Here is a 20927-nt window from a genome sequence, read left to right as displayed (position 1 = left end):
CCTAGGCGACCAGCTGCCGCCGTACCGGTTCCGCCACCTCCCGTCTTTGCGCCCAGATTTCCTCGCGCAGCTCGCGACGCTCCTGGATGGCCCAGGCTACCCGTTCGCTCGGCGTCCACTGCACGAGCATCAGGCTCTCGTCCGCGCCCCGCACCTCGTTCAGCACCTTGCCGGCCCACCCTGCCTGCCGGATAACGCGGGCGACCGACGGAAAGACCACCCCGAAAATGCTGCCGATGTCGTTCCGCTGACAGTGGCGGCAGAGCCCGAGGAGCAGGTCCGACACGGCCGTCAGCCGCTCGTCGGGCGCAAGCCCGGGGGCGGCGCAAAAGCGCGAGATCTCCACTTCCTGCCGCAGCGAACCCCCACGGAGCCAAAGCCCGGGAAAGTGGTCCTCGACCATGCACCCCGTCGCCGCAGGCCGCAGCCGCACCGAGGCGCGATGGCGTCCCTCCTCCTCGACCATGCAATAGGTGGCGCCCCCGTCGTCGTACTCGTCGATTTCCAACCCTTGGGCATCAAGCCGCAGCGGCCACCCGTGCCTCCCGACGAACTGACTTGCGCGGTGCGCGAACATGGATCGGCGCAGCTCCCGGCATTCCGCCAGCCCGGCATTGTCGACGGCGAGAAACATCCTGATTCTCCTTACAACCAACTGTCGCCAGGCTTACTGCGCCCATGGTTGAAATGTTCTTTATATGTTCGAGACACTCACACACCGCAACTTAACGAGCTGTTCACCATTGCGACGGACTCTCGCCTGAGTGAGTAGCTTTGGCCGTGAGTACCGAGGGACCGTGAATGGCTGGCTGGGCGGAAGAGTCCATGCGCGAGGCGATCGACCTTCTGGCGCGCGCGGGCAGGAACGATCTCGCCTCGGACCTGAACCGCATCCAGGCGCGGGTCGATTTCGATGACCTCGACGTTCTGCGCTGCGTGGGAACCGACAGGATCGCCGACTCGATCCTCGAAGCCGAGTCTTTCTCCGAACTGATCGCGCTGCTCGGCGGGCTCGCCAACGCGATGAACCTCAGCCACGTCACCTTGCACGTGATCAGCGAAGCCGCATCGACGAACTTCTCGACCAAGGTGCTTACGACCTACCCCGAGGCATGGATCTCGCACTACGTCGATCGCCGCTACTTCGCCGTCGATCCTGTCGCCCGCACCTGCCTCGCGACCGACCACGGTTTCTTCTGGGATCGCTTCGACCGCACCGTGCCGGCAGCCCGCACCTTCTGGGAGGACGCGGCCATGCACGGCGTCGGCCCGGCCGGCTACACCCGCCCGATCGTCACCGTGCGCGGCGACAGGCTGGCGGTTTCCGTCTGCTCGCCACTCGACCTCGAAGCGTTTCGCGACCGCTTCGAACGCTACGAGGACGACCTCTCCAATCTCGGCATGTACCTCGCCGACAGCTTCTGCCGGCTGGCCTCCGCCGAGCGGCCGGACACCTTCAACCCCACCGACGACCAGCTCGGAATCCTGCGCGCCCTCGCCCTCGGCGTCACCGAGGAGAAGCTCAGCCAGCGAAGCTACCAATCCGGCTCGTACGCCGTCCTCGAGCACTCGATCTGCACGCTCTTCCGCACCAGGACCGTGGTGCAGGCCGCGATCCTCGCCACGCGCATCGGGCTGCTGGCTGACGCACCGCTCACCAAGTCCGACATCCTTGCAGCTCCCGACGTGACCGCCGTCGGTCGCCTGATCGTCGCTCCGACCGGCGCCCCGTTGCGCCGCCTCGCCCGCCTCCGCACCCCTTGCCCGGACCCGGCGCATTCTCCTGCGGCCTAGCAGACCTGGACTAGCGGACCGCGCCCCGGCCGCCGCAGACCGCGCAATCCCCCCGCGCCCGCGTCGCGATGCGGCGGCTCTCGCCGTGGAGCCCGTCGAAGATCACGAGCCGGCCGCGCAAACCCTCACCCGCGCCCGCCACGTGCTTGATCGCCTCGAGCGCCATCATCGAGCCCATTACCCCGGGCAACGCGCCGACGATCCCGGCCTCGGCGCACGACGGCGCGAGCCCCGCCGCGGGCGGCTCGGGGAAGACGCAGGCGTAGCAGGGTCCGCCGCGGTCCGGGTCCCAGAGCGCGAGCTGTCCTTCCCACTGGCTCATCGCCGCCGCGACCAGCGGCCGGCCCGCCGCCACGCAGGCGGCGTTGACCGCGTAGCGGGTGGGGAAGTTGTCGCTGCCGTCGAGAACGAGATCCCAGCCCGCGACCAGCCGCTCCGCGCCCGTCTCCGTCAGCCGCGCCTCCATGGCCTCGACCCCGACATGGGGGTTGAGCCGCCGCAGCGCCTCCTCGGCGACGGCGACCTTGGGCCGCCCGACATCGGCCGTTGCGAACAGCACCTGCCGCTGGAGGTTCGAGAGGCTCACCGTGTCGTCGTCGATCACGCCGAGCGTCCCGATCCCGGCCGCCGCGAGGTAGAGCAGCGCCGGGCAGCCGAGTCCCCCTGCCCCCACGACCAGCACCCGCGCCGCGCCGAGGCGGCGCTGGCCCGGTCCGCCCACCTCGCGCAGCACGATGTGGCGGGCGTAACGATCGAGTTCGTCGGACGACAGCGTCACAGCGGCTTCTCCATCCAGCGCCGCACGGCCGCGCCGCCCGTGGGCAGGTATCCCGCGCGGGCGAAGACCCGGGGCGACTGCCATTCGCCCACCGCGGCCCCGATCCGCCGGGCGCCGAGCGCGAGCGCCTCGCCCTCGGCGGCGCGCAGGAGCGAGCCGCCGACGCCGCGACCGCGAGCCGCGGGCGCGACCCGCAGCATTTCGATCTCGGCCGTCTCACCGGCGACGCGCAGCCGCACGTGCCCCTCGAGGGAGCCGTCGGCGCCGCGCCAGCCGAGCGAGACGCGCGACCCCGGCGCCTCCGCGGCCAGCGCCGCGGCCGTCTCGGCCGCGAGCAGGGCGTCGTCGTCGAACTGCACGAGACCCCGCGGCCGCGAGGGCGGGGCGCCGATCCCGGTCCGCCGTCGCAACGAGCGCACCCAGAACGCATAGGCCGCTACCGGCGCGAGGGCCACGCCGATCCAGACCGCGGCCTCCGCCCAGACCGCCACCTCGGTCCGATAGGAAGCCCCCTCGGACAGCAGCCGCGACGCCGCCAGCGCGACGGCCGCTGCACCGAGGATATAGCGCCACGCCCCCCGCCGCGCCCGCACGAGGCGCGCGACGAGCAGGGCGAAGACAGTGGCGGCGACGACGAGGAACACGGTCATGGGCGACCTCCACCCGCGACACGTAAGTCCGCGCCCCTGTCCGGAGCAAGACATCGTCGCCGGGGAGTCCCCTGCGGGCGAGCAGACGCCGCTGGTCCCGGCCGCGGGGTTGATCGCGCGATCTTGGGCCCGCACGGCTGGCGGCGCGCGCTCACGACGGATATATCGGCGGCATGCTCGCCGATCTCCTCCGCCGCCTCGCCGCTCCGCCGCATCCGGCCCCGCTCGCGCCCGAGGATTGCCGCCTCGCCCTCACCGCGCTGATGGTGCGACTGGCGCGCACGGACGACAGCTACAGCGGGCGCGAGAAACGGCGGATCGACCGGATCCTCGCCGACCGCTACGGCCTCGCCCCCCTGGCCGCGGCGGACCTGCGCGCCGAGGCGGAGACGGCGGAGGCCGCTGCTCCGGACACCGTGCGCTTCACGCGGCTCATCAAGGATGCGGTGCCCTATGAGGAGCGGGTGGGCGTGATCGAGGCGCTGTGGCGCGTGGGCCTCGCCGACGGCGTCGACGCCGAGGGGCGGACCTTCCTGCGGCTGGTGGCGAACCTGATCGGCGTCACCGACCAGGACAGCGGCCTCGCCCGCCAGCGGGTCGAGCGGGAGCAGGCGCAGGAGCCGCGGCGCGGGCCCTGGAGCTGACGCGGCCGCGAGGGCCGCGCGCGGGGTTGATCAGAAGCCGAGACCGAGGCTGCGGGTGATCAGGACCTGGACGCCGTACTGGTTGTTGGTTCCCCTCTCGACGATCGGGGAATCGGCCGCGTCGTTGATCAGTCGCTCGTAGGTCGCCTTGCCCTCGACGCCCCAGTGCTCCGAGAAGGAGTAGCGCGCCCCGAGCTCGACGCCGGCGCTGTAGAAACCGGAGGACGGGCTGTAGGCATTGTCGAAGGTGGAGCGGTTGCGGTTCGTCTCGGCCTCGGACACGCCGAAATAGGTATCCATGAAGCGCGAGGAGCCCCAGTAGGCCCGCGGCCCGAAATTCACCACCCAGGCGTCGTTCGGCCTCAGGATCGCGTCGGCGCCGAACTCGCCCACCCATGAGTGGTGGCCGATGAAGCCGTAGCTCAGGTCGCCATAGGCGCGCCAGTATTCGGCGTCGTAACCGAGGCCGAGGCCGAGCTCGAGGGAGGCGTCGACATTGTCGAGGCCGCGAAGCTCGCTGTGATCGTTCGCATTGCGCTCCGCGATGTAGCGCGCGGTGCCGCGCGGGCCGAAGCCCCGCAGGAAGCCGGCCGCGCCGGAGGATCCGAACTCGAACCCGCCGGGCAGGCGGACGTAGTCGAAGCGCAGGACGCCCGAGGGGCCGAAGCTGTACTCGTCGGAGCCGAAGTAGTCGGGGGTGTAGCTCGCCCCGGCGCCGACGGTGAAGCGCACCGCCGGACGGGCGGGGTCGAAGGCGGAAAGATCCTGCTCCTCGGTCGCGAGATCGAGCGTCGTCTGCGCCACGGACTGCGCGGCGCTGGTCGCGAGCGCCGCGGCGGCGATCAGGAAAAGGCGACAGACGATACGCGACATTCGTGGCTCCGGCCGGTGGTTCACCATTCACCAAATACGATAAGAGCCGGGAAAGCAAGGCGACGGCCCGGGGTTTCGCCGGGCTTTCTTGGCGACCTTGAAGCTCGAAGGGTCTGTCGGAGAACCGGCGCGTCTTCCGCGGGCTCGCCACGGGTGTGCAGCCCTGTGCCGCCCGGAACGACGCCTTCAGCGCATGGCGAAAAGCTCCTGGTGGAAGCGGGCGCCGGCGTCGAAACCATGACCGGCGAAGTCCGCGCGCAGCGCCGCCCCGAAGCCGACCGGACCGCAGAACCAGACGCTGGCCTCGCGCCAGTCGGGGACGGCCTCGCGGATGCGTTCGCCGCTGAGTTGCCCGTCGCGCGCGTCGTGCAGGACGTGCACGTAAACGCCGGCGGCGGCAGCGTCCGCTCGCAGCCTGCCGATCGCCTCCTCGCTGTAGTCGGCGGTTGTGTGGAACAGATCGACCGCCTGCGTGTGCGGCCGGCCGGAATAGGCCCGCCGATCCATCGCGATCTGCTTCATGCGGGCGACGAAGGGGGTGATGCCGATGCCGCCGCCGATCCAGATCTGCCGGGGGCGGTCGTCGTCGAAGGTGAAGCAGCCATAGGGCCCCTCGATCCTGACCGGTTGCCCGACCCGCAGCGTGTCGGGCAGGCGGCGTGTGTAGTCGCCCAGCTCCTTGGTGATGAAGGTGAGCCGATGCTCGGACGGGTTCCAGGCCGAGGCGATCGTGAAGGGGTGTGCCCCCTCGGCTTCGTCCGTCGTGATGAAGGCGAACTGCCCGGGCTTGTGTCCGGGCCAGCCCTGCGGGGCGTCGACGTCGCCCTCCAGCACGCGAAGGTCCGGGTAGTAGTGCAGGCGCGTGACCGTGCCCTGCACCTTGCGGCCGGCGCCGACCCGCCGGAGCAGGGCGACGACCGCGGCGACGACGCCGCAGACGAGCAGGACGGCCAGCAGCAACCCGAGCGGGGTCGTCCAGTAGGCGAACCGGGTCAGCACCACCGCGTGGAACGCCAGCACCAGGTAGGCGACCGCCAGCAGCCGGTGGGTTCCGTAGAAGTGCCGGTAGGGGATACGCGGCGCCAGCGCCACGACGATAAGGGCCACGGCGGCATAGAACGCCCACTCGCCGATACCCTCGGCGAGCCCGCGCTGCGACTGGAGAAGCCGCTCCAGCGGGTTCACGATCTCCGGCGGCGTCCCCCGCGCCGGTCGCTGGAGCAGGCCGAGCGCCCCGGCCCATTTCGGTCCCTGCGCCCAGAGCCAATGAAAGACGGCGAGGACGAGCGCGGCGATGCCGAGCCACTTGTGCAGGCGGTACATCTTGTCGAGGCCGCCGAGCCACCGCTCGGGCCACCGCGGACGCAGCGCGAGGATCATCGCCAGGCTCATGCAGCCGATGGCAAGGATGCCGCTGAGCTGCACCATCGAGCCGCGCAGCGCGAAGAAGCCGCTCGGCCACAAGGCGCCCGGATCGGCGAGCAGCCACAGCCCGGCCAGCAGCGCCAGTCCGCCCCAGAGCGCGACCTTGATGGGTCTCATTCGAGCGGCTCCCCTCGGCCCGAGGCCGCGGACGAGCGAATGATCCCGAGGGCGACCGGCCCGAGTAGTAGAGCGCACGCGGAGAGGGCGCAAGCGAGCGAAGGACAGGCCGAGCACGTGGGGATCTTTCGAGGGATGACGAAATCATGCCACGTGCAGTCGAGGGGCCCGGCGGCGAGAATCGACCGACTTGCCCAGATGTCTCATACCGGCGGGCTCATGAAACGACTCGCGGACCTTTTGACCTTAAGGATTTTTATCGTGTGTATTCCGGTAGTTACCCTATCTATCACGCGTGTTAGCCCGTGTTGCGCCGGGTCGCATGGTAGACTTGCCGCTATCATCCGCTCCGAGGCCGAATCCGGGGGTATCCCATGACGCGCGACCGCATCCTCGCCTGGGCCGCGCTGGCGGCGACGCTGGTGATCTGGGCGAGCTTCCTCGTCTCGACGCGGGCCGCCGTCGCCACGGCGCTCGGGCCGATCGAGATCGGTCTGATGCGTTTTGCGCCGGCCGCGATCCTGTTCGCGCCGGTCCTGTTTCGTCGCGGGCCGATCCCCGCCGGCGCGACCTGGCGCGACGCGACGGTCTTCGCGCTGTGCGGCGGCGTCGCCTTCGTGTTCCTGCTTGCGAGCGGGATGCGCTACGCGCCGGTGGCCGACGCCGGCGTGTTCGCGCCCGCGATGCTGCCGCTCTGGGTCGCGCTGATCGCCCGCTTCGCGCTGGGCGAGCGGATCGGCGGCGTGCAGGCGGTGGGGCTCGCGTTCCTCGTCGCCGGCGGGCTCGCGGTCGGCGGCTGGGGGGCGATGACCGCGGGCGCGCCCGGCGCCTGGCGCGGGCATGTGCTCTTCGCCTGCGCCTCGCTCAACTGGGCGATCTACACCGTGGCCTTCCGGCGCTCGCGCCTCGCCGCACTGCCGGCGGCGGCGATGCTGGCCTTCTGGGCGGCAGCGGGGTTTCTCGTCCTCGCGGGACTCTTCGGCACGCATTTCGGGGCCGTCCCGGTGCGGCGCTGGTCGCCCAGACCCTGCTGCAAGGCGTGCTGTCGGGGTTCGTAGCGACCTACACGTTCTTCTACGCGATCGAGCGGCTCGGCGCCGGGCGGACGGCGACCTTCGCCGCGGTGGTGCCGATCCTCGCCGCGGTCGGGGCCTGGGCGTTCCTCGGCGAGCCGCTCGACGCGGCGAAGGGCGTCGGCGTCGCCATCACCGCCGTCGGCGTGGCGCTCGCCTCACGCCCGCGCCGCGAGCCCGTCCGCCAGCACCCGGCGCACCACGCCTAGGTCGGCGCCGCGTTCGACATAGGTCTCGCCGATGTCACGGGCGAGAACGAAGGCGATGCGGCCGGCCTTCGCCTTCTTGTCCTGCTCCATCAGGGCCATGAGCCCGTCCGCGTCGGGCAACTCGCCCGGAATCCCGGCGAGGCCGCGCTTCATCCCCATGGCGGCGAGATGCGCGGCGACCCGGCTCGGGGCCTCCTGCGGGCAGAGGCCGAGCGCGGCCGAGGTCTCGAAGGCGAGGAGGCAGCCGACCGCGACCGCCTCGCCGTGCAGGAGCCGGTCGGAATAGCCGGTCGCCGCCTCGAGCGCATGGGCGAAGGTGTGGCCGAGGTTGAGAAGCGCGCGCTCGCCCTGCTCGGTCTCGTCGCGGGCGACGATGCCGGCCTTCATCTCGCAGGAGCGGCGGATGGCGTGGATGCGCGCCGCCGCGTCGCCGGCGGCGAGCGCGGGCCCGTGCCTCTCCAGCCAGGCGAAGAAGGCGGCGTCGCCGAGGAGCCCGTATTTCGCCACCTCGCCGTAGCCGGCGAGGAAGTCGCGCGGGGGCAGCGTGTCGAGGAGCGCGCTGTCGGCGAGGACGAGGCGCGGCTGGTGGAAGGCGCCGATCAGGTTCTTGCCGCGCGGCGAGTTGATGCCGGTCTTGCCGCCGACCGAGCTGTCGACCTGGGCCAGCAGCGTCGTCGGGATCTGCACGAAGCCGACGCCCCGGCGCAGGATCGCCGCGGCGAAGCCGGCGAGATCGCCGATCACCCCGCCGCCGAAGGCGATCACGAGGTCTTCGCGCTCGACCTTCTCGGCGATCAGCCATTCCACCGCCGTCTCGAGCCCGCGCCAGCCCTTGGTCGCCTCGCCCGGGGCCAACGCCAGCGCGCGGGACTCGATCCCGGCGGCGGCGAGGGCAGTCTCCAGCGCCGCGAGGTGCAGCGCGGCCACCCGCTCCTCGGTCAGGATCGCCACGCGGGGCCGCTTGAGCAGCGGCGCGATCCAGCGGCCCGCTTCGGCGACGAGGCCGCGGCCGATCAGGATGTCGTAGGCGCGGTCGCCGAGCGCGACGCGGACGGTCTCGGGGGTCACGCGATGTTCTCCAGGGTGGGTGGCAGGTCCGGCCGCGCGCCGTCGTGCTCCAGGAGGCCGGCAATGATCGCGCGGGCCGTCGCCTCGTGGCTCGCCTTGCGGCGGCTCTCCACCGTGACGTCGGCCAGCGCATAGACCGGATAGCGCCGCTCCATCAGCCCGGCGAGCACGCCGCGCGGGTCCGGAGCCTCGAGGAGCGGCCGGCCGGGGCGATCGCGCACGCGGTCCCAGAGCACGTCGAGATCGGCGCGGAGCCAGACCGAGACGCCGCGGGCGGCGATCTCCGCGCGGGTCCGCGGCTCGATGAAGGCTCCGCCCCCGGTCGCCAACACGCGCGGCGTCTCGGCAAGAAGGCGCGCCAGCACCCGGCGCTCGACGTCGCGGAAGGCGGGCTCGCCGTAGAGACGGAAGATCTCGGGGATCGTCATCTGCGCGGCGGCTTCGACCTCGGCGTCGGAATCGGTGAACGGCGCGTCGAGCATGGCGGCGAGCCGCTTGCCGACGCTGGTCTTGCCGGCGCCCATCAGGCCCACGAGCACGACGGGCCGCGTCAGCCTGTGGAGCGGCCTGGCCGGACTGGCCGGGTCGGGGGAGGTCTCACGATCGATCATGGCGATTGTCGGGAAGCCCTGCCCGGGATAAGGTCCTGCCAAAGGTCGCGGCCGTTGCGCCGACGATTGAGCAGGTCGAGACGCGGCGGTCAAGTCGCGCGGGCAGAGCAGGATATCATGCGACTGGCGTTGAAGGGTTTGCTCTGGCTCGTCGTCCTCGGGGCGATCGGTCTTGCGGGCTTCGCCCTCCTGTCGGATCTGCCCGCTCCCACCCGCGAGATCTCGCTGCCGGTCGAGCCGCGATGAGGCGCGCGGGCCTCGCGCTCGTCGCCGGGCTCGTGGCGACCGGAGCGGCGGCGCAGCCACGCAGCGCCATTCCCTGGCTCTCGGACAGCGTCGTGCTTTCGATCCCGACGCTGCCGCCGCCGCGCCCCAGGACGGCGGATGGACCGACGACCGGCGCGATCACCGTGACGCCGCTCGATCCTGTCAGCCGCGACGCCGTGGGGCTGCTGAAGCCCGACGTGAGCGGGCTGCCGCGGCGGCTCTGGGGCGACGCGACGGCGGACGAGGTGCGCGCCCTGGTGCTCGAGCATCCCGTCGCCGGCTCTCCGGCGGCGCGCGCGCTCTTCCGCCGGGTGCTGCTCGCCGAGGCCGACCCGCCGGCCGGGTCCGGACCCGGGTCGGTGGTGCTGCTGGCGCGACTCGACCGGCTGCTCGAACTCGGCGCGCTCGACGAGGCGGAGGGCGTGATCCTCGCCGCCGGACCGGAGACGCCGGAGCTTTTCCGGCGGTGGTTCGACGTCGGGCTCCTGACGCAGCGGGCCCAGCCGCAATGCGAGGCGCTGCGGCGCAATCCGGCCCTGTCGCCGACGCTGCCGGCGCGGGTGTTCTGCCTCGCCCGCGGCGGGGACTGGAACGCGGCGGAGATCACGCTGACGCTCGGCCAGGGCGTGGGGTCGATCTCCCCGGAGCAGGAGGCCCTGCTGGCGCGGTTCCTCGATCCGGCGCTCTTCGAGGAGGATCCCGAGCCGCCGATCCCGCGGCCGCTGACCGCGCTCGACTTCACCCTGCGCGAGGCGGTGGGGCTGCCGCGACCGCCGGGGCAGCTGCCGCTCGCCTTCCTGTGGAGCGACCTGACCGAGCACACGCCGATGCGGATGCGGATCGAGGCGGCGGAGCGGCTGACGCTGGCAGGCTCCGCCGGCGCGGACGCGCTTCTCGGCGCCTACCGGTCGGGGACGCCGGCAGCCTCGGGAGGCATCTGGGACCGGGCCGCGGCGACGCAGGCGCTCGACGCGGCGCTGGCCGCCGGCGAGCCCGCGGGCATCGCCGCGGCGCTCGCGGCGGCGGACGCGGCGCTGTCGCAGCGCGGGCTGCGCGCAGCGCTCGCCGCGGCCTACGCCCCGGCGCTGGCCGCGATCGACCCCGCGCAGCTGCCCGCCGAGGCGCGGGGCGAGGTGGTGGAACTCCTTCTTCTCGGCGGCGAGAGCGGCGCGGCGAGCCGGGCGGCGGGTCCGACGCCGGACGCCCGTATTGCGGCGCTTCTCGCCGTCGCCGGCGTCGGCGCGGCGCCTTCGGGCCCGCCGGCGGACCCGCGGCTCGCCGCGGCGCTCTCCGGCCTCGCGGACCGCGAGCCCGCCGACGAGCGCGAGAAGCGGCTCGGCGCCGAGGTGGCGGCCGGCCGCGCAGGGTTCGCGATCGTCGAGGCGCTGGCGCTGGTCGCGCCGGGGCCCGGCGTCGATCCCGCAAGCCTCGAGGCCGCGCTCTTCGCGCTCCGGACGGCCGGGCAGACGGACGCCGCCCGCGCGATCGCGCTCCAGGCGCTGCTGCTGCCGGGGCCGGCCTGATGGCGGCGGGCTGGCTGCCGCGCTTTCTCGAGGCGCTCCGCGCCGAACGCGACGCGGCGCAGAACACCCTCGCCGCCTATGCCCGCGACCTGACCGACTTCGCCGATTTCCTGCGTCCGCGCGGGCGCGACTTCGCCAGCGCCGCGCGGGCCGACGTCGAGGCCTATCTCGTGGCGCTGGAGGACCGAGGCATGGCGCAGGCGACGCGGGCGCGGCGGCTGTCGGCGATCCGGCAATTCTATCGCTTCGCCTTCCTGGAGGGCTGGCGCACGGACGATCCGGGCGCGCTGCTGAAGGGGCCGCGCAAGGCCCGCGCCCTGCCGGGAACGCTATCGGAGGCGGAGGTCGACCGGCTGCTCGACGCGGCGGAGCGGCACGGGCGAACCCCGGCGGAGCGGCTGCGCACGACCTGCCTGATGCAGCTCCTCTACGCCACCGGGCTGCGGGTGAGCGAACTCGTGGCGCTCCCCGCCGCCGCGGTGCGCGGCGACCCGCGCATGATCCTGATCCGCGGCAAGGGCGGGCGCGAGCGGATGGCGCCGCTTTCCGATCCGGCGCGCCGCGCGCTCGCCGCCTGGCTCGCCGCGCGCGACGCCACCGAGGACGCGGCGGCGCGTGAGGGCAAGGCCCGCTCGCCGTTCCTGTTCCCGGCGCGGGGCAGGAAGGGCCATCCGGGGCGCGAGCGGTTCTTCGTGCTGATCAAGACGCTTGCGGCGGAGGCCGGCGTCTCGCCGGCGGCGGTCTCGCCGCACGCGCTGCGCCACGCCTTCGCGACGCATCTGCTGGCGAACGGAGCGGATCTCCGGGTGATCCAGACCCTTCTCGGCCACGCCTCGATCGCGACCACGGAAATCTACACGCACGTGCTCGACGCCCGCCTGAAGGAGCTGGTGCTGGAGAAGCATCCCCTCGCCGAACCGGAGCCCCCTGCCCCGGCCGAACCGGAGGCCCCTGCCCCGGCCGGACCGGACGCGACCTAGGGGGCGACGCGCCCGCCCGGGCCGGTCTAGCATCGGGCGTTCGGCGCGGGCGACTCGCGCCCTCTGGAGACGCTCATGGCCGACGCGACGCTGCCCTTCACGATCACCGGCATCCTCGTGGGCGGCCGATGGCTCGAACCCGTCTCCGGCGACTGGCTCGACGTGCACGCGCCCGCGGAGGGCCAGCCCTTCGCCCGCATCGCCGCCGGCGGCGGCGCGGAGATCGACCTCGCCATCGCCGCCGCGCGCGCGGCGCTGGCGGGCGAATGGGGCGGGCTGCCGGCGGTCCAGCGGGGCCGGCTCCTGTCCGCCATGGCGCCGACGGTCCTCGCCCACGCGGGCGAACTCGCCGCGCTCGAGGCGCGCGACACCGGCAAGCCGATCGCCCAGGCCCGGGCCGACGTGCTCGCCTGCGCCCGATACTTCGAGTACTACGGCGCCGCCGCCGACAAGGTCTGCGGCGCCACCATTCCGTTCCAGAACGGCTACTTCGCCGCCACCGAGCGGACCCCGCACGGGGTGACGGCGCACATCATCCCGTGGAACTATCCCGCGCAGATGTTCCCGCGCTCGCTCGGGCCGGCGCTCGCCATGGGCAACGCCGTGGTGCTGAAACCCGCCGAGGACGCCTGCCTGACGCCGCTCAGGCTCGCCGACCTGATGACGCGCAACGGATTTCCGCCCGGCGCGGTCAACGTCGTCACCGGCCTCGGCGCCACGGCGAGCGCGGCGCTGGCGGCGCATCCGGGCATCGATTTCCTGTCCTTCATCGGCTCGGCCGAGACCGGCGCGGCGGTGCAGGCGGCCGCGGCGACGAACCATGTCGGCTGCACGCTGGAGCTCGGCGGCAAGTCCGCACAGATCGTCTTTGCCGACGCCGATCTCGACCGGGTGGCGCCGGCGGTGGTCGCGGCGATCACCCAGCATGCCGGACAGACCTGCTCGGCGGGCTCGCGGCTCCTGGTCGAGCGGGCGGGCATGGAGCGGATTTTGCCAAGGATCGCAGAGGCTTTCCGCAGGGTCAGGGCGACGCCGCCGCATATGGACGGCGAGCTCGGGCCGGTGGTGAGCCTGCGGCAGCGGGCGCGGGTGGAGGAATACCAGGCGCTCGCGGCGGCGGACGGCCTGCCGGTGATCGCGCGGGGGCGCATCGTGGCCGAGGCGTCGCCGGAGGGGTGGTTCGTGGAGCCGCAGATGATCGGCCCGGTCCCGCGCGGCCACCGGCTGGCCCGGGAGGAGGTGTTCGGCCCGGTGCTCGCCGTCCTGCCCTTCGACGACGAGGCCGACGCCGTGGCGCTTGCGAATTCAACGCCTTACGGGTTGGTCGCCGGGGTCTGGACCCGCGACGGCGCCCGGGCGCTGCGGGTGGCGCGGCGGATGCAGGTCGGGCAGGTCTTCGTGAACTGCTACGGCGCCGGCGGCGGGATCGAGCTGCCGTTCGGCGGCGTCAAGAAGTCCGGCCACGGTCGGGAGAAGGGATGGGAGGCGCTGCTCGCGTTCTCGACGCTGCGCACGCTGGTCATCCGCCACGACTGATCCGGGAGGGCCGGATGTGCGTGTGACGGCAGCGGGTTGGCGGAATCGGCGGATATGATTTCCATGCACGGTCCATGCACGATCCATATGCATAGAAAAAGACTCGGGCATTCGCGCCCTGGTCCGGCCCTGTTGCAGATCGGTGGACGCGCGGCGGGGCTTGCCCGCCGCGCGTTGGCGGGTTCAGGCCAGAGCGGCCTCGACGCTCCGGGACAGCGGCGTCGTGGGGCGGCCGATCAGGCGGGAAAGCTGCCGCGCGTCGTCGAAGAGGGCGCCCTGCGAGGCGCCGACGTCCCAGCTCGCGATGGCGGCGGCGACGCCTTCCGGCAGGCCCGCCCCCTTCAGCGCCGCGGCGTAGTCGGCTTCGGGGATGTTCCGGTAGGGAATGTCCCTGCCGGTCTGCTTCGAGATCTCCGCGGCGAGGTCGGCAAGGGTATAGGCGTCGTCAGCGGCCAGCTCGTAGGTCTTGCCGTCGTGGCCGGGGCTGGTCAGGACCGCAACCGCGGCCTCGGCGTAGTCCGCGCGCGGCGCGGACGAGATCCGGGCGCCGTCGGCGCTGCCGTAGAAGGCGCCGTTGGCGAGCGCGGGCGCGATGGAGCCGGTGTAGTTCTCGGTGTACCAGCCGTTGCGCAGGATGGTCCAGGCGATGCCGGAAGCCTTCAGTTCCGCCTCGGTCTCGGCGTGCTCGGGCGCGAGGTTGAGCGGCGAGGCGTCGGCGCGCAGCAGGCTGGTGTAGACGATGCGTTTGACTCCGGCCCGTTTGGCGGCCTCGATCACGTTGTGATGCTGTTTCGCACGCTGGCCGATCTCGTTGCTGGAAATCAGCAGCAGGGTGTCGACACCCGCCAGCGCCGCGTCGAGCGTCTCGGGCCGGGCATAGTCGGCGGCGCGGGCGGTCACGCCGAGATCGGCGGCCTTTTCCGGCGAGCGCACCAGCGCGACGATGTCGGCGGCGGGAACCCTGTTCTTCAGCTTGTCGACGACGAGGCGGCCGAGCTGGCCGGTGGCGCCGGTGACGGCGATGATCATGGGGAAACTCCTTGTTTCGGCTAGTGACAGGCGCGATATGGAGCATACAATGACTTTCCGTAAGTACGCACAGAAAGGTTAGTGTGAAAATGGATGCCGGCGACGGGACTGCCGAGGGGCCGGCCGGGCTTTCGGCCAGGCTGGGGCGCGGAGACCTGATGGCGGCGGAATGTCCCTCGCGCGCCGTTCTCCGGCATCTGACCAGCCGCTGGGGCGTTCTGGTCCTCATCGCCTTGCAGTCCGGCACGCATCGCTTCAGCGATCTTCGGCGCAAGGTGCGCGGGGTCAGCGAGCGGATGCTGGCGCAGACGCTGCAATGGCTGGAGGCCGACGGCATGGTGAAGCGGCGGGACTTCCAGGTGGTGCCGCCGCGGGTCGAGTACGCGCTGACGCCGCTCGGGGTCGAAGCCGCGGAGAAGGTGCGGATCCTTGCCGACTGGATCGAGATCAGCCTGCCGAGGATCGTCGCGAACTGGGAGGCCGGGGAACCGACGGAATGATACCGGCGGGCTCATGAAACGACTCGCGGGCGCTTTTTGGCCTTTGACGCTTTTATCGTTTATACTCAGGTAGTTACCCTATCTATCACGCGTGTTAGCCCGTGCTGCGCCGGGTGGCCTGGTAGACTCGCCGGCTCTGGCGCACAGAACCTGCGCGCCCAGACAGGCCAGAGCCTACCGCGAAACCAACGAACGGCGCCCCGACGCCGTCCCCAATGCGCTGGTGAGAAATCCGGGCTAGGCTAGGCTAGGCTAGGCTCGGCTCGCAGAGGAGGCGAAGTTGGCGGATACGATGTGGAAGGCGCCGGCCTCGAAGGCCACGGCGAGGCTCACGGCGCTGGCGGCGAGCCTGCCCGCCTCCGTGCCCTTCGTCGGGCCGGAGACGCAGGAGCGCGCCCGCGGCGCGGCGTTCCGGGCGCGGCTCGGGGCCAACGAGAGCGTCTTCGGCCCCTCGCCGCGCGCCGTGGCGGCGATGGCGGAGGCCGCCGCCGGGGCGTGGATGTACGGCGATCCCGAGGCCTGGGAGCTGCGCACGGCCATCGCCGCCCATCATGGCGTCGCCCCGGCCAACGTCACCGTGGGCGAGGGGATCGACGGCCTGCTCGGTTGCCTCGTGCGGCTGATGGTCGCGCCCGGCGACGCGGTCGTGACCTCGCTCGGGGCCTATCCGACCTTCGACTACCATGTCGCGGGCTTCGGCGGCGTCCGGCACGCCGCGCCCTATCGCGACGACGCCGAGGACCCGCAGGCGCTGCTGGCGCTGGCGCGGCGGACCGGGGCGCGGCTCGTCTACCTCGCCAACCCGGACAACCCGATGGGGAGCTGGCGCAGCGCGGCCGAGGTGCAGACACTGGTTGCGGGTCTGCCGGAGGGCGCCGTGCTCTGCCTCGACGAGGCCTATGCCGACTTCGCGCCGGCGGGCGTCGTCCCGCCGCTCGACATGGCCGAGCCGCGGGTGATCCGGATGCGCACCTTCTCGAAGGCCCACGGCCTCGCCGGGGCGCGGGTCGGCTATGCGCTGGGCGAGGCCGGGCTGATCGCGGCCTTCGACCGCGTGCGGAACCATTTCGGGGTGAACCGGATCGGACAGGCGGGGGCGATCGCGGCGCTGGCCGACGCGGGGTGGCTCGGCCATGTGCGGGCCGAGGTCGCGGCGGCCAAGGCGCGGATCGGGGCGATCGCGGCGGCGGCGGGGCTCATGGCGCTCCCCTCGGCGACGAACTTCGTCGCCATCGACTGCGGCCGCGACGGCGACTTCGCCCGGGCGGTCCTGCGCGGTCTGGTCGAGCGCGGCGTCTTTGCGCGGATGCCCTTCGTCGCGCCGCAGGACCGCTGCATCCGGGTGAGCGCCGGCCGGCCGGCCGATCTCGACGTCCTCGCCGAGGTCCTGCCGCAGGCGCTGGCCGCGGCGCGGCTCAGCGCGGGGTGAGCGAGGCCACGAGCTCGTTCGCCATCTCGACCATGCCGGGGAAGCCGGCGACGCTGAAGCGGTTCATGGCGATGAAGACCCCGGTGCGGCGCGAGGGCGCGATCGCGACATAGGAGAAGATGCCCTGAAGGCCGCCGGTCTTTTGCAGGAGCATCGGCCGGTTGCCCTCGGGCGCCACGGCCACCCAGCCGAGGCCCATCGCCGCCATCTCGCCGCCGTCGTCGAGGCCGGACACCGGCGAGAGCCCGTCGCGCCAGAGCCAGCCGGCATGCAGCATCCGCCGCCATTCGGCATCCTCGGCCGAGCTGTCGGAGAGGTGCCAGGCCAGCCATTTCAGCACGTCGTTCGCGGTGGTGTAGAGCCCGCCGGCGCACTGGATCGTCTCGGGCGTCGGCGCGAACGGCATCGGCGCGCCGTCGAAGTTGTGGCCCTGCATGGCGTTGTCCTCGTCGCCGGGCGCGAGGTCGAACTTCGTCGCCGTCATGCCGTTCGGCTGGAGGATGCGCTCGGAGAGAAGCTCGGCGTAGGGCTTGCCGCCGGCATGGGCGAGCGCCGCGCCGAGGAGGTCGAAGCCCCAGTTGGAATAGAGCGCCCCCGTGCCCGGGGCGAAGAGGAAGGGGTCGGCGGCGAGCTCCTTCTTTGAGAGCTCCCACGTGTTGCCGGCGAAGGGATCGTCCGGCGTGCCGCCGGTCTGGTTCGGCACCTCGCGCGGCAGGCCGGAGGACTGGGTGGCGAGGTCGATGAGGCGGAGCGCGCGGCCGTCCTTCTCGGGCACCGTCCAGCCGGGCAGGTGGTTCGCCAGCGGGTCGGTCAGGCCGAGCCTGCCCTCGACCGCGAGCGACCCCGTCACGTCGCCGCAGAACGCCTTGGAGATCGAGCCGATGCGCAGCAGCGTGTCGCCGTCGGGCGCCCGGCCGGAATTGTCCGCGGCCTCGCCGAAGCCCGCCACCGCCGTCTCGCCGTCGCGGATCGCGGCGATGATCATCGCGGGGGCGCCGGAGCCGAGCCAGGCGATGGCGCCGGAGAAGTTGACGGTCTCCTCGAGGAGCCGGTCCTCGGCCGCGGCGGGCGACGCGACGCAACAGGCGCAGGCGAGGAAGGCGGCAAGGAGGCGGGGGGTCGGGGCGCAGGACATCGTGGCTCTCCCGTGGGGCGCGACACGGACGTCACGCGGGGCGCGCGCCCGCGCCCGGCAGCGCTGGCACGCGGCCGGACGGAGTGCGCGCAACTGTGCGCCACGGTCGCTTCGCGCGGCAAGCGTCATCGGACGGAAGCGGCCGGAAATGCGTGGAAAAGGGGAGGAAGGGGAAGGACCGGCCCGCGGCGCGGGCCGGTCCGGGCGGCTCAGTTGAGCGCGCCGTCCTTGTCCTGGTCGCCGGCGGCGAAGTCCGCCTTGGCCTGCGTCTCGACCTCGGGCGGCGTGATCCGGCCGTCCTTGTTGGCGTCGAAGGCGTCGAAGTGCTCGCGGGCGAGCTTGCCCTCGGCCTCGACCCAGGTCACGGCGCCGTTGGCGTCGGCGTCGAGCGACCTGAAGATCTTCGTCACCGCGGCGACGAACTCGTTCTCGCTGACGGCGCCGTCCTTGCTGGAGTCGACCGCCGCGAGATGGGCGTCGGTGATGTCGGTCGCGGCCGGGGCGGCCGCATCCTGGGCGGCGGCGAGGCCGGCCGAGAGCGCGAGCGTCGCCGCGGCGAGGGTCAGGGTCGTGCGCATGTCGCGTTCCTCCTCAGCCGCAGGTCAGGCGGTTGCCGGCGAAGCCGCCGATGGCGGCGCCGGCGCCGATCGCGACCGCCTGGCCGGTGCCGGCGCCGATCAGCGATCCGGCGAGGCCGCCGAGGACCGCGCCGCTGGCGGTGCCCGCCACGCAGCCCATCTCGTGCTTCTGTTCAGGGGTCATGTCGGCGCAGGCCGTCAGCGCGATGGCTGCGCCGGCGAGAAGCGCCCATGCGGGTTTCAGTGCCATTGTTCACCTCGAAAGCTGCCCATGCCGCCGCGTCGCCGGATCTTGCGCGTCCGGATGCCGCGGCGTGCGGGCGGGAGATTAGCCGCAGAACCCGGCGCGGTCCAGCCCGTGCGATGGGCCGGCCGCGTCGGTCCCGGCCGGTTCGGCCTCAGGCCTGCGGGGCCTCGGCGGCGACGTGTCCGGCGAGCGCCTGCCGGAGCGCCTCCTCGCGGGTGTGGTCGAGCGAGGTCTGAAGGATGCGGCCGCCGACGCCCTTGAGCTGCTCGAGCACCTTGTCCCCGGTGACGCGCTTGACGAGGACGAAGAGCACCGCCTCGCCCGGCTTGATGTCCTCGGCGGCGAGGTCCTTCATGAAGCGGTTGTTGACGCCGACGTCGGTCAGCGCGCCGGCGATGGCGCCGCCCGCGGCGCCGGCCGCGACCCCGACGAGCGGGTTGAGGAAGAGGACGCCGATCAGGAGGCCCCAGAAGCTGCCGCCGGCGGCGCCCGCGGCGGTGGTGTTCATCAGCTGGTTGAGCTTGATCCTGCCGTCGGCCGTCTTCACCGCGATGGCGGCGTCGCCGATGTCGATCAGGTAGTCCTTGGTCATTTCGAGGATCTTGTTCCTCACCTCCTCGGCCTTCGCCTCGGATTCGAAGACGACCGCGATCAGATCGGCCATGTCCGTAGCTCCTTCCCTGTCAAAGGGCGCCGGTTCGACCGGCCGCCCCGGGCGGGTTACCCGTCCGCTCGGGCGGCTGTCAATTGGCCCGGCTCCCGCCAGTCTCCCGCCAGTCTCCCGCCAGGGCTCCGCACTCAGGTTGGTGGGGCTTGCGGATTGGGGGATGGACCGAATCGCTGGCGGGGCTGTCTTGGAGAGCCCCCATGGACCTGTCCTCGCCCGGGTTCGGCGAAGGCTCGCGCCTCTGCCTGCTGCTCGATCGCCTTTCGGTGATCGAGGACGACCGCGAGGCGCATCGTGTCGCCTGTCCGCTGGCGGGTCGAGAGCCGGGTCGAGCTGAAGCTTCGCCGCCGCTACGACGCCCGCCACTGCATTACTTCGTCCCCGGCCCCGGTCGAGGACCTGGCCCGCGCAGTGCGGGCGTACCGGGGCATCGGGAACCAGCTGCGACTTCGGTTCTCGACGTCACCTTTGACGAGGATCGGTCGCGACTGGGGAAGGGGCGCGGCGCAAGGAACATGGCGGTCGTCCGACACTTCGCGCTCAACCTGATCCGCAACGCCCGCGAGGACCTCCGGCCGGAGCGGTCGGGCCTGCGACGCAAGACCAGCAAACCCGCCGCCCCCGCAAGACCCCGATCAGTCGGCTAAGGAAGCCCGCCGCCCGGAACCTGAACTCCCACGCGTGGACGGACGGTCGTCTCGCGGTCGGCTGATCCGTCCGCCCGACACCGGCAGCCGGGCGCCGGTGGTCGAGGGCGCCGAAGTCGGCAGGCCCCGCAGCACGCGCACGGCCAGAAAGGCGAAGGCCTGCGCCTCGAGCAGGTCGCCGTCGAGCCCGACGGCCTCGACCGGCTCGACCGGCGCATTCTGGCGCGCCGCCAGCATCCGCATCAGCGTGACGTTGCGCCGCCCCCCGCCGCAGACCAGCCAGCGCTCGACCGGCTCGGGAAACCAGCGCGCCGCCGCGGCCACGCAGTCCGCCGTCACCGCCGCCAGAGTCGCCGATCCGTCCTCGGTCGAGAGCCCGGCCACCGCATCGAGGAAGGCGTGGAAGTCCTGCCGGTCGAGCGACTTCGGCGGCCTTCGCGCCAGATAGGGATGCCCCGCCAGCCGCGCCAGAACGGCCGCGTCGACCCGTCCCGCCGCGGCGACGGCGCCGCCCTCGTCGAAGGCCTGTCCGCGCCGCGCCGCGAGGAAGTCGTCGAGAAGCGCGTTCCCCGGCCCGGTGTCGAAGGCGAGCAGCGCCCCCGCCGCCTCCGGCGCAGCCGCGCGCGGGTCGACCCAGGTCACGTTGCCGACCCCGCCGAGGTTCAGGAACGCCACCGGCCGCTCCGCGCCGATGCGGCGCGCGCAGGCGAAGTGGAAGAACGGCACCAGCGGCGCCCCCTCGCCGCCGCTCGCCACGTCCGCGGTGCGGAAGTCCCAGACCACCGTCCGCCCCAACGCCGCCGCCAGCCGCTCGCCGTCGCCCGCCTGGTGCGTGCCGCGCCCCCGCGGCGCATGGGCCAGCGTCTGGCCGTGGAAACCCACCAGCTCCGCCTCGGGAAAGCCCGCCGCGACCTCGGCGTGGGCGGCCTCGACCACCGCGGCGACCGCCGCCACGCCGTCGCCCCCCGGCCACTTTCCGAGCCCCGCCCGCAGCACGGCCCGCTCCTCGGGCGCATAGGCCCGGAACGCGCCGCGGCCGAAGCCAGCGATCGTCTCGCCGTCGGTGTCGACGAGCGCCGCGTCGACGCCGTCCATCGAGGTTCCAGACATCATGCCCAGCGCCAGCATCGCCCGCCCCGCCCTTTCC

General features: G+C 72.7%; 22 protein-coding genes and 2 pseudogenes. 11 read left to right on the top strand and 13 right to left on the bottom strand.

What is annotated here, in order from left to right; translation table 11 throughout:
- Nucleotide 1: 1 nt before the first annotated feature.
- Nucleotides 2-634, bottom strand: coding sequence for an acyl-homoserine-lactone synthase (locus KBA23_RS05285; RefSeq protein ID WP_290737535.1), 633 nt, complete (start codon nt 632-634; stop codon nt 2-4).
- Between the two features lie 191 nt (nt 635-825).
- On the opposite strand from KBA23_RS05285, the gene KBA23_RS05280 reads away from it, so the two are divergent.
- The gene (locus KBA23_RS05280) at nt 826-1794 is read left to right on the top strand and encodes an autoinducer binding domain-containing protein (protein WP_290737532.1); all 969 of its coding nucleotides are present in this window, start codon (nt 826-828) and stop codon (nt 1792-1794) included.
- A 10-nt stretch (nt 1795-1804) separates the two neighbouring features.
- On the opposite strand, the pseudogene KBA23_RS05275 reads toward KBA23_RS05280, so the two are convergent.
- Nucleotides 1805-2557 (bottom strand): annotated as a pseudogene (locus KBA23_RS05275) (HesA/MoeB/ThiF family protein); the annotation flags it as partial.
- 11 nt (nt 2558-2568) lie between these two features.
- On the bottom strand, nt 2569-3222 hold the full coding sequence (locus tag KBA23_RS05270) for a GNAT family N-acetyltransferase (RefSeq protein ID WP_290737528.1): 654 nt from the start codon (nt 3220-3222) through the stop codon (nt 2569-2571).
- A gap of 173 nt (nt 3223-3395) precedes the next feature.
- Here KBA23_RS05270 and KBA23_RS05265 point away from each other — a divergent pair, with 173 nt between their 5' ends.
- Nucleotides 3396-3866, top strand: coding sequence for a TerB family tellurite resistance protein (locus KBA23_RS05265; protein WP_290737525.1), 471 nt, complete (start codon nt 3396-3398; stop codon nt 3864-3866).
- Between the two features lie 30 nt (nt 3867-3896).
- Here KBA23_RS05265 and KBA23_RS05260 read toward each other — a convergent pair whose 3' ends face one another.
- A complete protein-coding gene (locus tag KBA23_RS05260; RefSeq protein WP_290737522.1) occupies nt 3897-4739 on the bottom strand; it encodes a MipA/OmpV family protein in 843 nt (280 codons plus the stop codon).
- A 186-nt stretch (nt 4740-4925) separates the two neighbouring features.
- Nucleotides 4926-6281, bottom strand: a complete 1356-nt coding sequence (locus tag KBA23_RS05255) for a ferric reductase-like transmembrane domain-containing protein (protein WP_290737518.1) — start codon at nt 6279-6281, stop codon at nt 4926-4928.
- A 374-nt stretch (nt 6282-6655) separates the two neighbouring features.
- Here KBA23_RS05255 and KBA23_RS05250 point away from each other — a divergent pair, with 374 nt between their 5' ends.
- Nucleotides 6656-7339 carry a DMT family transporter gene (locus KBA23_RS05250; RefSeq protein ID WP_290737516.1) on the top strand — a complete coding sequence of 228 codons (684 nt, stop codon included), beginning with the start codon at nt 6656-6658 and terminating at the stop codon, nt 7337-7339.
- Nucleotides 7321-7563: a DMT family transporter gene (locus KBA23_RS05245; protein ID WP_290737512.1), complete on the top strand. Its 243-nt coding sequence runs from the start codon at nt 7321-7323 to the stop codon at nt 7561-7563. Before KBA23_RS05250 ends, KBA23_RS05245 begins: the two co-directional genes overlap by 19 nt.
- Here KBA23_RS05245 and aroB read toward each other — a convergent pair.
- Nucleotides 7513-8631 carry a 3-dehydroquinate synthase gene (aroB, locus tag KBA23_RS05240; RefSeq protein WP_290737509.1) on the bottom strand — a complete coding sequence of 373 codons (1119 nt, stop codon included), beginning with the start codon at nt 8629-8631 and terminating at the stop codon, nt 7513-7515. The genes KBA23_RS05245 and aroB overlap by 51 nt on opposite strands.
- On the bottom strand, nt 8628-9242 hold the full coding sequence (locus tag KBA23_RS05235) for a shikimate kinase (protein WP_290737506.1): 615 nt from the start codon (nt 9240-9242) through the stop codon (nt 8628-8630). Before KBA23_RS05235 ends, aroB begins: the two co-directional genes overlap by 4 nt.
- Before the next feature lie 117 nt (nt 9243-9359).
- Here KBA23_RS05235 and KBA23_RS05230 point away from each other — a divergent pair, with 117 nt between their 5' ends.
- From KBA23_RS05230 to KBA23_RS05215, 4 genes are all read left to right on the top strand, one after another.
- A complete protein-coding gene (locus KBA23_RS05230) occupies nt 9360-9488 on the top strand; it encodes a hypothetical protein (RefSeq protein ID WP_290737502.1) in 129 nt (42 codons plus the stop codon).
- Entirely contained in the window at nt 9485-11032 is a 1548-nt protein-coding gene (locus KBA23_RS05225; protein ID WP_290737499.1) for a hypothetical protein, read from the top strand. The genes KBA23_RS05230 and KBA23_RS05225 overlap by 4 nt, the downstream gene beginning before the upstream one ends.
- On the top strand, nt 11032-12012 hold the full coding sequence (locus KBA23_RS05220; protein ID WP_290737496.1) for a tyrosine recombinase: 981 nt from the start codon (nt 11032-11034) through the stop codon (nt 12010-12012). The genes KBA23_RS05225 and KBA23_RS05220 overlap by 1 nt, the downstream gene beginning before the upstream one ends.
- A 75-nt stretch (nt 12013-12087) precedes the next feature.
- Nucleotides 12088-13548, top strand: coding sequence for an aldehyde dehydrogenase family protein (locus KBA23_RS05215; protein ID WP_290737493.1), 1461 nt, complete (start codon nt 12088-12090; stop codon nt 13546-13548).
- Nucleotides 13549-13731: 183 nt separating this feature from the next.
- On the opposite strand, the gene KBA23_RS05210 is transcribed toward KBA23_RS05215, so the two are convergent.
- Nucleotides 13732-14577: an SDR family oxidoreductase gene (locus KBA23_RS05210; RefSeq protein ID WP_290737490.1), complete on the bottom strand. Its 846-nt coding sequence runs from the start codon at nt 14575-14577 to the stop codon at nt 13732-13734.
- 158 nt (nt 14578-14735) lie between these two features.
- Between KBA23_RS05210 and KBA23_RS05205 the strand changes: the two genes are divergently transcribed.
- Together KBA23_RS05205 and KBA23_RS05200 are read left to right on the top strand one after the other, a co-directional pair.
- Nucleotides 14736-15077 (top strand): helix-turn-helix domain-containing protein, encoded by a 342-nt coding sequence (locus tag KBA23_RS05205; RefSeq protein ID WP_290737487.1) that lies wholly within the window; start codon nt 14736-14738, stop codon nt 15075-15077.
- 292 nt (nt 15078-15369) lie between these two features.
- Nucleotides 15370-16506, top strand: coding sequence for a pyridoxal phosphate-dependent aminotransferase (locus tag KBA23_RS05200; protein WP_290737608.1), 1137 nt, complete (start codon nt 15370-15372; stop codon nt 16504-16506).
- On the opposite strand, the gene ampH is transcribed toward KBA23_RS05200, so the two are convergent.
- From ampH to KBA23_RS05180, 4 genes are all read right to left on the bottom strand, one after another.
- Entirely contained in the window at nt 16493-17641 is a 1149-nt protein-coding gene (ampH, locus tag KBA23_RS05195; RefSeq protein WP_290737484.1) for a D-alanyl-D-alanine-carboxypeptidase/endopeptidase AmpH, read from the bottom strand. The two genes, KBA23_RS05200 and ampH, sit on opposite strands and share 14 nt — an antisense overlap.
- A 209-nt stretch (nt 17642-17850) precedes the next feature.
- Nucleotides 17851-18219 (bottom strand): hypothetical protein, encoded by a 369-nt coding sequence (locus KBA23_RS05190; protein ID WP_290737481.1) that lies wholly within the window; start codon nt 18217-18219, stop codon nt 17851-17853.
- Between the two features lie 13 nt (nt 18220-18232).
- Entirely contained in the window at nt 18233-18469 is a 237-nt protein-coding gene (locus KBA23_RS05185) for a glycine zipper 2TM domain-containing protein (protein ID WP_290737478.1), read from the bottom strand.
- Between the two features lie 148 nt (nt 18470-18617).
- Complete coding sequence (locus KBA23_RS05180; RefSeq protein WP_290737475.1) at nt 18618-19130, bottom strand: DUF1269 domain-containing protein; 513 nt, start codon at nt 19128-19130, stop codon at nt 18618-18620.
- Between the two features lie 402 nt (nt 19131-19532).
- On the opposite strand from KBA23_RS05180, the pseudogene KBA23_RS05175 reads away from it, so the two are divergent.
- Nucleotides 19533-19687: pseudogene (locus KBA23_RS05175) on the top strand (ISAs1 family transposase); the annotation flags it as partial.
- Between the two features lie 81 nt (nt 19688-19768).
- Here KBA23_RS05175 and KBA23_RS05170 read toward each other — a convergent pair.
- The gene (locus KBA23_RS05170) at nt 19769-20908 is read right to left on the bottom strand and encodes an anhydro-N-acetylmuramic acid kinase (protein ID WP_290737604.1); all 1140 of its coding nucleotides are present in this window, start codon (nt 20906-20908) and stop codon (nt 19769-19771) included.
- Between the last annotated feature and the right edge of the window lie 19 nt (nt 20909-20927).

It is taken from the genome of Amaricoccus sp., assembly GCF_017995835.1.
Lineage (GTDB): Bacteria > Pseudomonadota > Alphaproteobacteria > Rhodobacterales > Rhodobacteraceae > Amaricoccus.
The sequence above is the reverse complement of the archived record's forward strand: the minus strand, read 5'-3'. Positions and strand labels throughout refer to the sequence as shown.

What these genes read in the sequence shown, in the direction of transcription:
- KBA23_RS05285 (WP_290737535.1), bottom strand. Translation starts at nt 634, where the DNA reads ATGTTTCTCGCCGTCGACAATGCCGGGCTGGCGGAATGCCGGGAGCTG.
- KBA23_RS05280 (WP_290737532.1), top strand. Translation starts at nt 826, where the DNA reads ATGCGCGAGGCGATCGACCTTCTGGCGCGCGCGGGCAGGAACGATCTC.
- KBA23_RS05270 (WP_290737528.1), bottom strand. Translation starts at nt 3,222, where the DNA reads ATGACCGTGTTCCTCGTCGTCGCCGCCACTGTCTTCGCCCTGCTCGTC.
- KBA23_RS05265 (WP_290737525.1), top strand. Translation starts at nt 3,396, where the DNA reads ATGCTCGCCGATCTCCTCCGCCGCCTCGCCGCTCCGCCGCATCCGGCC.
- KBA23_RS05260 (WP_290737522.1), bottom strand. Translation starts at nt 4,739, where the DNA reads ATGTCGCGTATCGTCTGTCGCCTTTTCCTGATCGCCGCCGCGGCGCTC.
- KBA23_RS05255 (WP_290737518.1), bottom strand. Translation starts at nt 6,281, where the DNA reads ATGAGACCCATCAAGGTCGCGCTCTGGGGCGGACTGGCGCTGCTGGCC.
- KBA23_RS05250 (WP_290737516.1), top strand. Translation starts at nt 6,656, where the DNA reads ATGACGCGCGACCGCATCCTCGCCTGGGCCGCGCTGGCGGCGACGCTG.
- KBA23_RS05235 (WP_290737506.1), bottom strand. Translation starts at nt 9,242, where the DNA reads ATGATCGATCGTGAGACCTCCCCCGACCCGGCCAGTCCGGCCAGGCCG.
- KBA23_RS05230 (WP_290737502.1), top strand. Translation starts at nt 9,360, where the DNA reads ATGCGACTGGCGTTGAAGGGTTTGCTCTGGCTCGTCGTCCTCGGGGCG.
- KBA23_RS05225 (WP_290737499.1), top strand. Translation starts at nt 9,485, where the DNA reads ATGAGGCGCGCGGGCCTCGCGCTCGTCGCCGGGCTCGTGGCGACCGGA.
- KBA23_RS05220 (WP_290737496.1), top strand. Translation starts at nt 11,032, where the DNA reads ATGGCGGCGGGCTGGCTGCCGCGCTTTCTCGAGGCGCTCCGCGCCGAA.
- KBA23_RS05215 (WP_290737493.1), top strand. Translation starts at nt 12,088, where the DNA reads ATGGCCGACGCGACGCTGCCCTTCACGATCACCGGCATCCTCGTGGGC.
- KBA23_RS05210 (WP_290737490.1), bottom strand. Translation starts at nt 14,577, where the DNA reads ATGATCATCGCCGTCACCGGCGCCACCGGCCAGCTCGGCCGCCTCGTC.
- KBA23_RS05205 (WP_290737487.1), top strand. Translation starts at nt 14,736, where the DNA reads ATGGCGGCGGAATGTCCCTCGCGCGCCGTTCTCCGGCATCTGACCAGC.
- KBA23_RS05200 (WP_290737608.1), top strand. Translation starts at nt 15,370, where the DNA reads ATGTGGAAGGCGCCGGCCTCGAAGGCCACGGCGAGGCTCACGGCGCTG.
- ampH (WP_290737484.1), bottom strand. Translation starts at nt 17,641, where the DNA reads ATGTCCTGCGCCCCGACCCCCCGCCTCCTTGCCGCCTTCCTCGCCTGC.
- KBA23_RS05190 (WP_290737481.1), bottom strand. Translation starts at nt 18,219, where the DNA reads ATGCGCACGACCCTGACCCTCGCCGCGGCGACGCTCGCGCTCTCGGCC.
- KBA23_RS05185 (WP_290737478.1), bottom strand. Translation starts at nt 18,469, where the DNA reads ATGGCACTGAAACCCGCATGGGCGCTTCTCGCCGGCGCAGCCATCGCG.
- KBA23_RS05180 (WP_290737475.1), bottom strand. Translation starts at nt 19,130, where the DNA reads ATGGCCGATCTGATCGCGGTCGTCTTCGAATCCGAGGCGAAGGCCGAG.
- KBA23_RS05170 (WP_290737604.1), bottom strand. Translation starts at nt 20,908, where the DNA reads ATGCTGGCGCTGGGCATGATGTCTGGAACCTCGATGGACGGCGTCGAC.